The following is a 16,178-nucleotide window of genomic DNA, read 5'->3' on the forward strand; positions in this document are numbered from 1 at the left end:
AAAACTACATATTAAAATATTTACAGAACGGCTGTGAGAATACAATCGCACTTACTGTAGCTTCTGGATACATCATAAACTCTTCTGTTAGAGAGATTCCGTATCTTTCTGGTTTTAAAAGATTAAATAATTTTCTTTGGTCACTCAAATCAGGGCAGGCTGGATAACCAAAAGAATAACGGTTTCCTTGATATTGAGCATTCAATATTTCGTTTATGCTAATGTCTTTGTCGATAATCCCTACGTCTTGACGCATCATCTTGTGAATATATTCTGATGTTGCTTCAGCAAGTTCAAGTCCTACAGAGTTTACAATGTGCCCTCTGTAAAATTCACCTTTTTCTTTAAGTTCATTTGAAACAAGTCTTGATTTTTCTCCTGCAGTTGCGACAAAGAATCCGATATAGTCAATTCCATCTGGATTTACATAATCATTTAATGATAAATACTGTCCATATTTTTGTCTTGGAAAATCAAATGTTTCTAATACAGTTGACAAGTCATCTGATAAAACTTCGATTTTGAAATCTTCCTTTCTTTCTCCAGCTTTTCGACGTACAGGGAAAAACTTGTAGATAGCTTTTATATCAAAGTATTCGTCGCCATTTTCGATAATATCCTGAATTTCATTGTATAATTTTATTGTTCTAGGATCTTGCTTTTCAATTAGATTATTTACAATCCATTTCATTCCGAGATGTTTTCCAATTAGCATTTGTAAATTTATGAATGGAAATACATCTTTCGCCTTTATATTTGTTATAATTTGTTTATTTAATGTTTGCGGCTTATAAATTTTTTCAAAGTCATATTTTGGAAGTTCAACTTTTGAAAAATCGAATGTTCCGTCAGCATCCTTAATATCACTTACCGTTGGTTTAACTTTTAGCTGCTCAAGTTTTTTTGCATCTTTAATTGTTACGAGTTCTCTACGTTTTTGCAAATATTCCTTAAACTCTTCAAATTTTTTCTCATCAATCATTTTGTTCAAGTCTGCAAGAGCTGTCATTGCATCTCTTGAGTAAATTACGATGTTATTCTTGTAGGCAGGCTCAATTTTATTTACAGTAAATTTTTCCGTAAGTGCCGCACCTCCTACAAATATTGGAATATCAATACCAGCTTCATGCAGAACGCCCATAGTATTCACCATTTCTGTGGCAGATTTTACAAGAAGTCCAGAAAGACCCAAGAAGTCTGCTTTATGTTCAATAATTGCTTCACGGATTTTTTCGGCAGGTGTATTTATTCCTAAGTCAATTACTTCGTAACCATTATTTCCAATGATTATTCCAACCAGATTTTTTCCAATGTCGTGAACATCCCCTTTTACTGTTGCCATAATTACTTTCCCTTTTACAGACGATTCATCTTTTTCCATGAATTGTTCCAGATGAGAAACTGAAGCTTTCATAACTTCGGCACTTTGTAGCACTTCGGCAACAATTAAGTCATTGTTGTTAAACAGCCTTCCAACTTCATCCATTCCAGTCATAAGAGGACCGTTTATTATATCAATTGGAGAATATTTTTTTAACAATTCGTCAAGATATATTGTCAAATCTTTTTTACTTCCTTCGACAACTAGATTGGAAACCTTTTCTTCAGTAGTTAGATTGCTTGTGTCAACAACTTTTTGAACGGCTTTTTTCTCACGGTAGAAGTTTGCAAATTTTGATACGTTTTCGTCATCTGTGTGAAATAAAATATTTTCTGATAATTCCTTTTCTTCGTCTGAAATTTCACTCATAGGAATAACTTTTTCAGTATTTACAATCGCATAGTCTAGTCCAGCTTCGTAAGCCTTTTGCATATAATAAGTGTTTAAAACTTCTCTTCCAGCGATTGGCAGCCCAAATGAAATATTACTCACTCCCAAAATTGTCTTTACATTTGGCATTTCAGTTTTAATTTGACGTATTGCCTCAATTGTTGCTGTGGCAGAGCCTATATACTTCTGGTCTCCTGTAGCAACGGGGAAAACTAATGTGTCAAAAATTATATCTCTTTCGTCAATTCCATATTTTTTCGTAAGCAGCTCATAACTTCTTCTGGCAACTTTCAATTTTTTCTCAACAGAAACAGCCATACCTTCCTCATCAATCAGCCCTACAACGACAGAAGCCCCAAAATCTTTAATAACTTTTGCCATATCAGCAAATTTCTTTTCCCCATCTTCAAGGTTAATCGAATTTATAATTCCTTTTCCTTGCAAGTAAGTAAGCCCTTCCTTAACGACATTTATATCAGTTGAGTCAATCATAAGCGGAACTTTCGCAAATTTTGCTACTTTATCCAAGAATGCTTTCATATCAGCAATCTCATCTCTGTCAGGGTTCGCAAGGCAAATATCAATTACATCTGCACGCCCCTTAATCTGCAGTCTTGCAACTTCTGTCGCCTCATCAAATTTCTCACTTGCAATCAAGTTTTTAAAAATACGTGAACCAATAACATTCGTACGTTCACCTACGTAAACTGGTCTATCTTTTGGCATTTCTAGAGCAATTAGCCCTGATACATCGTTAAAATCCTTGTTTTCATCAATAACTCTTGGAGAATAGTTTACACTTTTTTCCTTAATTTTCTGAATATGTTCAGGAGTAGTTCCACAGCACCCACCAACAATATTTAAATAATTATTTTGGAAAAACGGCTCAATTTTTGCTGACAATGTGTCTGGAGTTTCCTCATATTCTCCGTCTTCGTTAGGAAGCCCAGCATTTGGATAAACTGAAATATACGTATTTGAAATATTATTCAATGTTTTTAAAAACTGTGTCATAAATTCAGGTCCAGTTGCACAGTTCAGTCCCACAGAAAATGGATTCATGTGATTTACAGCATAATAAAAGGCATCCGCAGTCTGTCCTGCAAGTGTTGTTCCTGTACTTTCAATTGTAAAAGACAGCATTAATGGAACAGTATAATTTTCTTCCATTGCCTTTTTAAGCCCTAAATAAGCGGCTTTCAAGTTTCTCGTATCTTGAATAGTTTCAAACAGAATTAAGTCAACTCCACCAGCCATAAGCCCTGAAACAGCAGTATAATAATTATGAATAAGCTCTTCAAAAGTTACGCCTCCAGTAACGCTAATCGACTTGTTAGAAGGTCCTAATGCACCTGCCACATAAAGATTTCGTGTAACTTCAGGATTCTCGCTTTTATATTCTGCAATAGCCTCATTTACAAGTTCAGCAGCCCTTTTGTTCATCTCAAAAACTTTATCTTCCAAGTCATAGTCTTTTAATACAATATCCAAAGCCCCAAAACTATTAGTTTCAATAATATCACTTCCAGCTTCGAGATATTTTTTATGAATATTCTTAATAATATCAGGTCTTTTCAGCACAAGATAATCATTACATCCCTCATATTTTTCTCCGCCAAAATCATCGGCAGTTAGATTTTCCTGCTGAATCATCGTTCCCATTGCTCCATCCAGCAGTAATATTTTATATTTTAAATCATTCTGTAACAAATTGTATGAGTTCCTATATTTATTTTCTGTCATTTTTTCAGCTCCTGTCATTAAACTTTATTTTTATTCTATCATAAAAAGGCGTATGTGTATATAGAAATATTAATTATTTGTAAAATACGTTAAAAAGGTGTTGTACTCGATTATGAAATGTGTTAAATTTCATATTAGATTTGTTCTCCACTCTTTGACAAGGAATCTATTAAATACTGCTGTTATTCAATCTTTATCGTTTTTGTTTTTATAATTGCCAATTAAGTAGATTGACTATAATTTTACATTAATATTAAATAAAAAAACGATACTATTATTAAAACTATTATTTTTTCACAACTTTTTTGAATAGTAATAAATAAGAGAATTTTGATATATAAAATATATAAAATATATAATCTATAAAATCCCTTTATCCATCAACTTAGAAAACTATTTAATCAAAAATTAAATATAATCTTATTGAAAAAATTCTAAAAATAAGATACACTACATATACGATAAAAAAATCAGAAAAAACACTACATATTGTGTTTTATGTGTAAAAATAGGAGGAGAAAAGAATAATGAAAAAAATAATAAAGTTTGAAAAGAATGACTGTAATCCATGTGCAATGGTGTCAGATCTATTAGATAAAAAAGGTGTGGAATATGAAAGAATAAATCCATTTGATAATCCAGAAATCGCTGTAAAATACAGAGTAAGAAGCGTTCCAACAGTAATTTTATTTGAAGAAAACGAAGAAATAAAAAGAACAATCGGCTTTAAGCCAGAAGAAATCAATGAAATCATCTCAATGATGTAATTTTGGAACAATCTAAAAAGACAATTTAAAGTAATTAATAATAATACTCAAAACAATTTTTATTAAAATATTTAGTTTTGAGTATATTTTATGTCAAAATTTGGAAAACAAAACAAAATTTTAGCCATTTATTCAGTAAAAAATAGAATAAATGCCAAAAAGTAAGGTGAAATCAATGTATATATATTATGATTCAAAAACAGGAAATGTTGAGCGGTTTATAAAAAAAATGCAATCACAACGTCCAGACTGGCATTTTATAAAAATAAATCCAACTATGATAATCAAAAACGAAGGGCATTTTCTAACATTCACAACAAAAATTGGAGAAGTTCCAGAAACAACAGACAAGTTTTTAGAAAATGGAAATAATAGCAAATTGATAAAATCAGTGAGTTCTAGCGGAAATAGAAACTGGGGACAATTTTTCGCACTAGCAGCTGATAAAATTCAAGAGAAATATGGAATTCCAGTATTGATGAAATTTGAGCTGTCGGGAACAAGTACGGAAGTGGAAAATTATATAGATTATTTGGAAAATAACTAACTTTTAATTTTATGTAATCATTGAATTTAGCTAAATTATAAAATAAAAAAATAGGAGAAGATGATGGTAGATAAAAGAGCAAAAAAATGGATATACTTAAATAACGAGATAATGGTAAAACAAGGTGAGGATTTTCAGCTGGAGAAAGATAAGGAGGCTGTTTATTCGTATTTTGTGGATTATGTGAATAAAAATACGGTGTTTTTTCATAATCTTGAGGAAAAGATGAGATATTTGATAAAAAATGATTATTATATTAATTTTTATGAGATGTATAGCCACGATGAGATAAAGGAAGTGTTTAAGCTGGTTTATGATAAGAAGTTTAGATTTGCTTCGTTTATGAGTGCGTCTAAGTTTTATCAAAGTTATGCTTTGATGGATGACACTGGAGAAAAATTTTTGGAAAGATATGAGGACAGGATTGCAACGGTTTCGCTATACTTAGCACAGGGAAATGTTGAAAAGGCAAAAGAGTATGCTTTGATGTTGATAAATCAAGAATATCAGCCTGCTACGCCAACTTTTTTAAATTCTGGAAAAAAACGTTCTGGAGAGCTTGTTTCTTGTTTTCTTGATGAAATGGGAGATAATTTGAGCGGAATTGGATATGTTTTTGATTCTTCAATGAAACTTTCTTCGATTGGTGGAGGAGTTTCGATTAACCTTTCTAAAGTAAGAGCAAGAGGAGAGTCAATAAAAGGAGTTGAAGGTAGAGCTTCTGGAGTTTTACCAATTATGAAGATTTTAGAGGATATTTTTTCGTATGCAAATCAGTTAGGACAAAGAGCTGGGGCTGGAGCGGTTTATTTGAATGTTTTCCATTCTGATATTAATGAATTTTTGGATAGTAAAAAAATAAATGTAGATGAAAAAATCAGAATAAAATCATTGTCAATCGGAGTTATTGTTCCAGATAAATTTATGCAGCTGGCAATGGAAGATGAAGTTTGTTACACGTTTAATCCACACACAGTATTCCTTGAATATGGGCAATATCTGGATGAGATGGATATGAATGAAATGTATGAAAAACTGGTTGATAATCCAAATGTTAAAAAGAAAAAAATAAACGCAAGGGAACTTCTTGTAAAAATTTCTCAAACTCAAAAAGAAAGTGGATACCCTTATTTATTCTTTAAAGATAATGCAAATAAAGAACACGCATTAAAAGAAATCGGAACAGTTAAATTCTCAAATTTATGTACTGAAATTATGCAATTATCAGAAGTTTCAGACATTAATGCATATTATGAGGAAGATACGATAAGACGTGGAATTTCATGTAATTTAGGTTCATTAAATATTGCAACTGTAATGGAAAATAAGAGAATAAAAGAAGCCACAAAAGCGGCGATTGATTCACTTACAATGGTATCAGACTTAACAAACATTGATATTGTTCCGTCAATAAAAAAAGCAAACGACGAGCTGCACTCAGTAGGGCTGGGAGCAATGAACCTGCACGGGTACTTGGCTAAAAACTTTATTATGTACGAAAGTAAGGAAGCGCTTGACTTCTGTAACGTATTCTTTATGATGGTAAACTTCTATTCATTGGAACGTTCAATGGAAATCGCAAAAGAAAAAGGCGAAACTTTCAAGGACTTTGAAAAATCTGAATATGCCAACGGAAACTACTTTGACAAATACATTACAAAAGAATACATGCCACAAACAGAAAAAATAAAACAGCTATTTGAAGGAATCTACATCCCAACAAAAGAAGACTGGGCAAACCTAAAAGAGCAAGTAATGAAACACGGAGTCTACAACGCCTACCGAATGGCAATCGCCCCAAACCAGTCAACATCCTACATAATGAACTCCACAGCCTCAGTAATGCCAGTAGTTGACACAATCGAAGTAAGAGAATACGGAGACAGTACGACATTCTATCCAATGCCGTACTTGACAAACGACAACTACTTCTTCTATAAGTCCGCTTACGATATGGATCAAAAAAATATCTTGAAACTAATTTCTGTAATTCAAAGACACGTGGATCAGGGAATTTCGACTATCTTGTATACGAAGAGTACGGATAGCACTAGAGATTTGGCTAGGCTTTATATTTATGCTCATAGATTGGGGTTGAAATCGCTTTATTATACGAGAACTAGGAAGGCTACGATTGAGGAGTGTATTTCATGTTCGGTTTAGTTAAATATCTGATAAACAAAGATTAGTATTAAAAAAAAGGAGATTAACATGTATGAGTATAGGAACCGAGAAGGTATTGTATGTAATTGGAAATGGCTTTGATTTAAACTTAGGATTGAAAACAAGTTATAATGATTTTTTTGAATATATTGACATCAATAATATGAAAAATATTATTAATGTAGTAAGAGAAGATAGAAAAAATATTGAAAAATATGATAAAAAAAGATTGGAATATTTTAGTGAAAAACTGAAAAAATATGATTATGAATTAAAAGAAAATAATTTTTTATTAAAATTAGAGGAGTCTATTAATGAAAAAAATCAGAAACAAATAAAAGAGAATATTTATTGTGTTCATAAAGAAATAATTTCAACATTGAAATCTAGAACTACAAATAGATTTGTAGATGAATATGGAGTATTTATTATATTTTTATTATTAATTAAAGTTGAAAAAAATGAATGGCAATGGGTTGAGGAGCAAATTTTATGTTATATACAAGATTTAATAGAAATATTCAATAATAGATTCAATGAATTAACACTTTTTATAAAAGATAATTGGAATGATTTAGAGTTAGAATTAGAAAAAATTATAAAATTAGTTAGACTTAGTTTTAGAAAAAGTAAATTTGAAAAAGTAAAAAAAAGATATTTGAAAAATTTTAATGAAAATGAAAAAATTAAAAGAGATAATATGGAAAGTGTCCTAAAAATAATTTTAAAAAACAGAGGAATATTTTAATAATAAAATAAGCATAAAAGAATATCAAAACTATGTAGAAAATTTAATATTTGAAATAGAGTATTTAAATTTTCTTTTAGAGATTTTATTCACAGATTATAATAAAGATATAGATTTTAAAAAAGATGAATTAAAAATAATAAATAAAAATGATAAGAAATGTATATATTTAAAAGAACAACTTAATATTTTTGAGAATTATTTCGGAGAATATGTTTTAAAGATAAATAATGACGTAAAAAATATATTAACACTTAAAGATATATCTGGTAAAATTAATAAAAATAAAAGTTTTGAAAATAAATTTTTAAGACTAGAAATTCAAAATAAAGAAACTGAAGTTACGGTAGATAAAGCACTAAAGAAAAAAATGGCTTCTAAAATAATTAAAAGTATAAATAATTTTTTTAAAAATGGAAAAGAAAAAAAATATATAATTAATTTTAATTATACAAATTACTTAAATGAATTTATTAATGATAAAAATAATTTAAATATAGAAGAAATGATTAATATCAATGGAGATATAAATGATTTTACTGGAAATCCAAAAATTTATTTTGCATCAATAGAAAACGAGATAAAAAAAATTATGGAAGTATCACAGCTAAACTACAAGTCTAAGAGTTTGAGATATACTCTTACATTATTAAACAGTGTAGTACCTAATTTAAAAAATATAGAAATTAAATCTACAAAAGGTAAAAATATTATAGATGAACTTAATAATTTAGAGAATAATATTAAAAAAGAAATAAACAAAATAGGAAAAATAGAATCGAATTTAATTTTTGGTATAGATGATGTACAAATTAAAGATGAGTTTATTAAAGAAATACTTAAAGGTTTTATAAAAAAATAGAAGAAAGGAACTTGAAGAAAAATGGAAGAAATTAATAGAAACAAATAATTTTTCTAAAATATATTTTTATGGACATTCATTTGCAGATGCTGACTATACTTTTTTTGAAGATCTTTTTGATTTGATTAATTTAGAGAATAACAAAGCTATAAAATTGATATTTTTATATTCAAGTGGTTTTTCTTGTGAAAGAAGTGTAAACTCTTTAATAAAAAAGTATGCTTTAAAAAAACATAAGGAAATTACTAAACTAAAAAATAAATTAGAAATAAAAGAAATAAATTAATAAAGATAAATTAATAGAAATACGAAAATAAAATTTGAAGAATATCTAAAAAAACAGTATAAATAAAAATAAAAGAGATGTTATTTATAGAAAGCAAATATTAAGAAAATACAAGAAACAACCTACAAATATAAAAAGTAAAAATGTTGGAAAATAGCAGTTGGACTTAATCAGGTTGATGATTTGAAGCGGTCGGAAGAATTATGAAAACTTGCTTATGAGAATATAAATAACATCAAAATTTTTTGCTATTAAATAAAAGGGGAGGGAGATAAAAAATGTTTAAAATATCTAAAATTGAAAGTTTAAAAAACTTTTTAGAAAAAAAAAGACCCTTAAATAAAGGGATTCTGACAAAATTGGAAAATAATCTTAAAACAAATTTTATTTATAATTCAAATGCGATTGAAGGTAGCACTCTTACTTTGAAAGAAACGGATATTATTCTTCAATATGGGGTTACTGTGAAAGGGAAAAGTTTGAAAGAACATGAGGAAGTGAAGGGGCAGGAATATGCTCTTAATTTTCTCAAGGAAGTTATAAAAACAAATGAATCTTTATCACTGAGGTTGATAAGAGAATTTCATGCTCTTGTGTTGAATGATGATATTGAGAATAGAGGGAAGTTTAAGAAAAGTAATAATGAAATTTTGGGTGCTGGATTTGAAACGACACCTTATTATCTTGTTGAAGAGAAGTTGACGGAGTTGATTGAAAAATTCAATAGTAGTGAAAATAATGATTTGATAATGAAGGTTGCTTGTTTTCATGCTGATTTTGGAAAGATTCATCCATTTATTGATGGTAATGGACGGACTGGGAGATTACTTTTGAATTTGGAGCTTATGAAAAATGGTTATCCGATTACAGTTATACGAAATGAAGATAGAGATGAATACTATACTGCTTTAGAAACAGCACAAGTTGAATCAAATTACAATTTACTTGCTGATTTTATAGAAAAGAGTGTTGAAAATACTTTTTGGATGTATTATAAATATTTTGATGAAGATACAAAAATGAAGTTTGAAGAATATTTAAAAAAGAATGGAATTAATCCGAAAGAAGTTTATCAAAAGAGATTTCAGGATTATTCAGAGACAGAGAGGGATTTTCCAAGAGATTGGGATAAATAGAAATAAAATTATGAAAAATTATTTTAGATTTCAAAGAAAACGGGGAGTTAAATGGACAGTAAATTTTTAAAAAGAGATGAGTTTTTTAGAAAGGAAAACAAAAAAATGGAGAAAAAAATATATGAGGCAGTAAACTGGAACACACCGGAAAATGATTATGTGGAGATGTTTTGGGAGCAGAATTTGAAGCAGTTTTGGATTGATACGGAGTATATTCCGTCGAAGGATATTGATAGCTGGAATTCGCTTGAGCCTGCCATGAAATTGGCGTATTTGCATGTACTAGGAGGATTAACGCTGTTGGATACGCTACAGAGCCATACAGGGATGCCGAAAATTATTGATCATATTGAGTCGCTGCAAAATCGTTCGGTGCTTTCATATATGTGTATGATGGAAACAATTCATGCAAAGTCTTATTCGACAATATTTACAACGGTTGCGTCTACAAGGGAGATTAATGAAACATTCAGATGGGTTCAGGAAAATCCGCACTTGCAGTATAAAGCTAATAAAATTGACGGATATTATCAGAAAATGAACAATCCTGAGGCTTCAAAAAGAGATATTGCGATGGCTCTGGCAGCTTCGGTTTATTTGGAAACTTATTTGTTTTACAGTGGATTCTTTTTGCCGCTTTGGCTTGCAGGACAGGGAGAAATGGTTGCAAGTTGCGATATAATCAAGAAAATCATAGCTGATGAGTCGATTCACGGAGTTTTTGTCGGGCTATTGTTCCAAGAGCTATACAATTCTTTCAGCGAAGAGGAAAAAGCAGATATGAGAGCTGAACTGAAAAAATTGATGTACGACTTGTACGAAAATGAAGCAAGATATACTGATGAAATTTATGGGGATATTGGGCTTACAGGCGATGTGAAGGAATACATCCGTTATAATGCGAACAAAGCCTTGATGAATCTAGGATTTGAAGAAGAATTTGAAGTGAAGAATGTAAATCCAATTGTGCTAAATGGATTAAATGTAGAAACAACGCAGCACGATTTTTTCTCGAAAAAATCTACGAATTATGAAAAGGCGTTGGAAGTGGTGCATTTGCATGATGATGACTTTAAATTTGATGAAGAAGTGAATGCGGATGACTTGATTTAAGTTTGGAAATGTATGAAAATGAGAGCTTTAATTAGTGGTTCTCATTTTTTTTGAAAAAATATTCAAAAAGATTTTGAAAAAAGAGAAAAATGTGGTAAAATAAGTTTGTAGAAAAAATTCCTACCACTACAAGAAATGAAAAAAAGGAAAGAAAATACACTCAAATCCAATAAAAATGCATGTTAGGAGTTACGGAAAATGCTAAAAAAACGTCAAAAAATGCTAAAAATCAGTCAAATAATCTCAATTTTAATGTCTGAAAAAAATTCTGTAACACTTATAAATAAAGGATTTTCGCAAAAGTACGGTAAAAGTAGTATATCCATTAAAACAAGGATTGAAACTGCATCCAATCTGTCTGGTGCAAATAATTTTTCTTCAGTATGTAAAAGTAGTATATCTATTAAAACAAGGTAAGCAATAATAGTCGTTGTGTAAAAAGCAATGATTATTTTTTTTTATAAAAAATAAAAAGTTGATAGAAAAATAGTAGAAAATAGAATAAAATTATAGATTGCTATTGACTTTGTTAAAATTTTAGGTTATCCTTAGATAAAAAATAAATGTTAAAATAATGATTGGTAAAGAGAATGATAAGGTTGTTGAAAAAATAAATTGGAAAAGAAGGAGAAAATAGGGATGGCGAAGATACTTATAGCGGGATTGGGTAAAGGGATGATAGATCGTAATAGTAAAGAAAGAGATTATAGAAAAGCTGATTATAGAATAAAAAATGAAGATCTAAAAACATATAAAATATATAAAGATGAATATTTTGTTACATCAGTTTTGGAAAAACATTATGAGATAGATAAAACGATATATATTGGAACAGCGGGTTCTATGTGGGATAAGTTGTATGTGCATTATTGCGAAAGAAATAAAATAACAATAGATGAAGAATATAAAAAGGAATTAAGAAATATTACAGAAAAAGCCAATAAAAATACAGAAATAAATTTAATAGATGCAAATAAGTTTAACAGTAAATTTTCAAATGTGGAAATGATTGTAACCAAATATGGAATGGATGAAAATGAAATTTTTGAAAATTTTTCAGAAATTATGGAGATAATAAATTCTCTGGATATAAATGATGAAATTTATTTAGATATAACACATTCTTTTAGATCAAATGCAATGTGGATGTTTTTGGTAATGAATTATATAACGGATGTTATTGATAAAAATATTAAGATAAAAATAATAACTTATGGTATGCTGGAAGAACTGGATGATGATGTAGATGACGAGGGAAATTCAATAAAAGTAGCATCGGTAATTAATCTAAAACCTTTTTATGATTTGATGAAATGGATAAAGGGAGCAAACGAATTTAAAAATTATGGGAATAGTTACAGTTTATTAGAAATAATGGAAGATAATAAAGTTAAGGATAATATAAAAGATTTTTCTGATAGCTTGAATTTAAATTATGTTGGAAGTATAAAACAAAATATACAATCCCTAAAGGAACTGCATAATCAAATAAATATGGTAGAAGGTCCAGGGAAATTAATAATACCAAATGTAGTTGAGAATTTTTTAAAACATTTTAAAAAATCAGAAAAAGATTACGAGATTCTTTTAGAACTGGGTAACTGGTATTTTAATCAAAAAAAATATGCTATGGTTGCAATTAATATAAACGAAAGTATAAGGAATTTTGTGATTGATATACTTGGATTGGAGAATTGTGAAAAAGGGATAGGTTTGAAAATAAAGGATCATTTTTATTATTCTCAAAGAAAATTAAACAGTATAAGACATAAAAATGAATTAGAAAAAAAAGAACATAGATTATGTAGAATTTTATTTAAATCTCAAGAAATAAGAAATGATATTTCACATTCTTTAGGCAAAAGAATGCAAGTAAATAATGATATAAAATATCTAAAAGATTCTATAGAATTTTTAAGAATTGTAATGTATGATAAAAAATTTATTAATTATTATGAAAATAAATATTCAAATGGACTTTTAGAAAAATAAGAATATTAAAATTATTGTATAAGGAGAGGATATGAAATGGAAAAAGGAAAATCGAGAAGAGTATTTTTAAGTTTTTTGGGATTAGGACCAAAGGGTGGATATGTTCCGAGTAATTACATTGATCAAGAAAAAGATAAGATTAGTAAAAATGTTAAATTTATTCAAAATGCTGTAGTGGAAATCGAAAATAATACTTTTGATGAGAAATATATTTTTTGTACAAAAGAAGCCTATGAAAATAGATTTAAAGAATTAGAAGAAGAAAAAAATTATAAGTACAAAAGTATTGAAATTGTAAAAGGAAAAGATGAAGAGGAGATATGGTCTATTTTTCAGAAAATTTATGATGTTTTAGAAGAAAACGATGAAGTGACTTTTGATGTAACACATAGTTATAGATTTTTGCCTATGTTGGGACTTTTACTTTTACAACATGCAAAATTTTTAAAAAATATAAAAGTAAAAAAACTATGTTATGGTGCTTTTGAAATGAAATATACGGCAAAAGATGATGATGGTAACGAGATAGAAGTGAGTCCAATTATGGATTTTACTAGTTTTTCAAAATTACAAGATTGGTCTTTATCAGGATATTCTTTTGTAAAAACTGGAATGGCAGAACATTTTTCAGATTTAGCAAAGAAAGAGTTCAAATCTAAGTCAAAAGATGTTAATAGAGATAAAAATAATCTTAGAAATATTTCAAAAAAATTAGAAGATATAGCATTGGATATATATACAAATAGGGGAATTAATATAGTAGAAGGTAATAAAATAGCAGTTATAAAAGAAGAAATGAGAGAAGTTAAGAAAGATTTATATCCTCCATTTACTTTAGTTATTGATAAAATAGAAAAAGATATTCATAATTTTAAAATCAAAAATGTAAATAATGTTTTTTATGCTGTAGAATGGTGTATTGAAAAAAAACTATTTCAGCAAGGAATTACGATGTTACAAGAGGGCCTAATAACATTTTTATTAAATAAAGCTAATATTGATTATACAAATAAAAACAATAGAGAAGAACTTTCAAATTTTATAGGTCTTGAAAATATAAAGGAATATTCAGGAGATATTGAAAAGATGCAAAATATAGTTAGAGAACTAAATGAAAAACAAATAGATTTTCAAAAACTAAAATCTCTTTATGGAAATATAAAAAATATTAGAAATGATATAAATCATGGAGGATTTAATCTTAAAGATAATAAAGAAAATGGGGAACCAAGATCTAGAACAGATAGTTTAACCTTTAGAAATACACTAGAAAAAAACTTCAAAAAAATAAAAGAAATTATTTTTTATGCAGAATAGGAAATATAAACATGGAACTAACACTTGATAGTATAAAAAAAGAAGTTTTAAATATGGTTGATGAAAGTTATGAAACAAATAGAGAGTTAATGGATTTAATTTTGAAATTGTATTTTTATGAAAATAATGAAATGGCATCTGAAGAGAAATTATTATTGGAAAGGGATTATAAAAATATAATTCAAGAACAGGGAGAAAAATTTGCAAAAGAAGCTGATCTTGATAATTTTCGAATTACAAAAATTGTGTCGGCTGTAAGTTATTCGGAAAAGAAAGATATTTTTTCTGAATTGCCGTTTGAAAAGGATTTAAGGATATTTAAAAATGTAAAAAAAATATATTTTTTGTATACTAAAGAAACTATAGAAAGTTTTAACAAAATTTCAGAAGATATGAAAGGGAAAAATATAAAATCATTTGGTATTCAGATAGTTGGAAATACTATCGAAGAAAGCTATAAAGAAATAAAAAAATTAATTTATGCAGGTAAAATATCAAAATTAGATACTATTTTTGACACTACATTGGGAATGAAAACATTATCTACAGCAATGTATAGAATTTCATCGGAAAGACAAATTAGAGCAATTAACTGGAATGAAAAGCAAATTTCAAGATATGTTGTAAATAATGGAGAAATAAAGAAAGCTAATGGGAATATACATTTATATCCAACTATGACTTTAAATTTTATGAAAGAGCCTATAAAAGAACATTTGAGCATATACACAATGATTAATGAAGCAATAGAAAAAATGGATTATCATAATGTAGCGAAGTTTTATAAGATAACAGGAAGAGATGATATGGCATTTTTTTATAGTGAAATAAGTAAAATTTTTGATCTTGATAAAATGTTGGATGAGGACAGTTATAGTTTTTATGACAAGTTAGAAGAGATATTGAAAAAAATTTTTAATTACGAGAGATCCTATGAAAAGGAAACACAAAATAAGTTAAAAAAAGTTATATGTTTTTTATTATTTTTAATTTTATATGAAGATTATGAAGATTTTGAAAAAAGAGAAATTGAGTGGTTTAAATTTAATGATAAAGTTTTTGGTATAAAAGAAAAGGATTTCAAAAAGTTTGAGGAAGAATATTTTGAATTTGATAAGGATAAATATTATTATTATTTAATGGCAAAAGTATATTTCTTATCAGGTAAAAGAAATAAAATTTATTTAAATGAAGTAGTCAAAAAAATAAATGACGAAATTAAAGCTGATGGAATGGAAGAAGAATTTAATAATTTAGATGAAATAACAAACTATATATATGAAGACGAAGATGTTATTGATTTTGATTTTGAAAAAGAGTTGAAAGAGGAAACTCTAAAACTGACTTTCGGAGAAACTTTTATAAAAATTCCTTGTCTCGAAGCAAAAAATAATTTTTTGGAAATAAATGTGAATTTAAAAGCAAATAATATAAAATACATACCTATTTATAAATTGCTTGAAGTGGCTAATACTGAAAGAAAGTTAGGATCTAACGAAGTACGTAATATTTTAGAAAATAGAGATAGAAAATTAAGAAAGGAAGCTAAAAATCCATCTCCAATATCTAGAATCTTTAATGAAGTAAAATCAGTAATAAAAGAAATTAATAAATTGATAAAAGAAGAAATGAAAAAAAATAATCTCTTAGAAGAAGATTTTATACTGGTGAATTCACAAAAAGCAAATTACAGCATATTTATTTCAGGTAAATTTCAATGGTAATAAAAAACC

The 16,178-nt window shown here is 28.0% G+C and carries 12 protein-coding genes; 11 read left to right on the forward strand and 1 reads right to left on the reverse strand.

What is annotated here, in order from left to right:
* Positions 1 to 4 precede the first annotated feature (4 nt).
* Positions 5 to 3,514: a methionine synthase gene (gene metH / locus F1564_RS04730; RefSeq protein ID WP_018450076.1), complete on the reverse strand. Its 3,510-nt coding sequence runs from the start codon at positions 3,512 to 3,514 to the stop codon at positions 5 to 7.
* Positions 3,515 to 4,041: 527 nt separating this feature from the next.
* On the opposite strand from metH, the gene F1564_RS04735 reads away from it, so the two are divergent.
* The 11 genes from F1564_RS04735 to F1564_RS04785 all read left to right on the forward strand — a co-directional run bounded on the left by F1564_RS04735 (position 4,042) and on the right by F1564_RS04785 (position 16,169).
* A complete protein-coding gene (locus tag F1564_RS04735) occupies positions 4,042 to 4,281 on the forward strand; it encodes a thioredoxin domain-containing protein (protein ID WP_018450075.1) in 240 nt (79 codons plus the stop codon).
* Between the two features lie 175 nt (positions 4,282 to 4,456).
* Positions 4,457 to 4,828 (forward strand): class Ib ribonucleoside-diphosphate reductase assembly flavoprotein NrdI, encoded by a 372-nt coding sequence (gene nrdI, locus F1564_RS04740; RefSeq protein ID WP_018450074.1) that lies wholly within the window; start codon positions 4,457 to 4,459, stop codon positions 4,826 to 4,828.
* A gap of 63 nt (positions 4,829 to 4,891) precedes the next feature.
* Positions 4,892 to 6,991, forward strand: coding sequence for a class 1b ribonucleoside-diphosphate reductase subunit alpha (nrdE, locus tag F1564_RS04745; protein ID WP_018450073.1), 2,100 nt, complete (start codon positions 4,892 to 4,894; stop codon positions 6,989 to 6,991).
* Between the two features lie 52 nt (positions 6,992 to 7,043).
* Positions 7,044 to 7,739, forward strand: coding sequence for an AbiH family protein (locus tag F1564_RS04750; RefSeq protein ID WP_149201897.1), 696 nt, complete (start codon positions 7,044 to 7,046; stop codon positions 7,737 to 7,739).
* 370 nt (positions 7,740 to 8,109) lie between these two features.
* Positions 8,110 to 8,601, forward strand: coding sequence for a hypothetical protein (locus tag F1564_RS04755; RefSeq protein WP_149201899.1), 492 nt, complete (start codon positions 8,110 to 8,112; stop codon positions 8,599 to 8,601).
* Positions 8,602 to 9,165: 564 nt separating this feature from the next.
* Positions 9,166 to 10,023 carry a Fic family protein gene (locus tag F1564_RS04760; RefSeq protein WP_018450071.1) on the forward strand — a complete coding sequence of 286 codons (858 nt, stop codon included), beginning with the start codon at positions 9,166 to 9,168 and terminating at the stop codon, positions 10,021 to 10,023.
* 105 nt (positions 10,024 to 10,128) lie between these two features.
* Positions 10,129 to 11,136, forward strand: coding sequence for a class 1b ribonucleoside-diphosphate reductase subunit beta (nrdF, locus tag F1564_RS04765; RefSeq protein WP_026231211.1), 1,008 nt, complete (start codon positions 10,129 to 10,131; stop codon positions 11,134 to 11,136).
* Positions 11,137 to 11,334: 198 nt separating this feature from the next.
* Positions 11,335 to 11,553 (forward strand): hypothetical protein, encoded by a 219-nt coding sequence (locus F1564_RS04770; protein WP_018450069.1) that lies wholly within the window; start codon positions 11,335 to 11,337, stop codon positions 11,551 to 11,553.
* A gap of 222 nt (positions 11,554 to 11,775) precedes the next feature.
* Entirely contained in the window at positions 11,776 to 13,128 is a 1,353-nt protein-coding gene (csx2, locus tag F1564_RS04775; protein WP_018450068.1) for a TIGR02221 family CRISPR-associated protein, read from the forward strand.
* A 36-nt stretch (positions 13,129 to 13,164) separates the two neighbouring features.
* On the forward strand, positions 13,165 to 14,445 hold the full coding sequence (gene csx2 / locus F1564_RS04780; protein WP_018450067.1) for a TIGR02221 family CRISPR-associated protein: 1,281 nt from the start codon (positions 13,165 to 13,167) through the stop codon (positions 14,443 to 14,445).
* Positions 14,446 to 14,456: 11 nt separating this feature from the next.
* Positions 14,457 to 16,169, forward strand: a complete 1,713-nt coding sequence (locus F1564_RS04785; protein WP_018450066.1) for a hypothetical protein — start codon at positions 14,457 to 14,459, stop codon at positions 16,167 to 16,169.
* Positions 16,170 to 16,178 lie beyond the last annotated feature (9 nt).

Origin of the sequence: Leptotrichia shahii (genome assembly GCF_008327825.1) — a bacterium.
Lineage (GTDB): Bacteria > Fusobacteriota > Fusobacteriia > Fusobacteriales > Leptotrichiaceae > Leptotrichia > Leptotrichia shahii.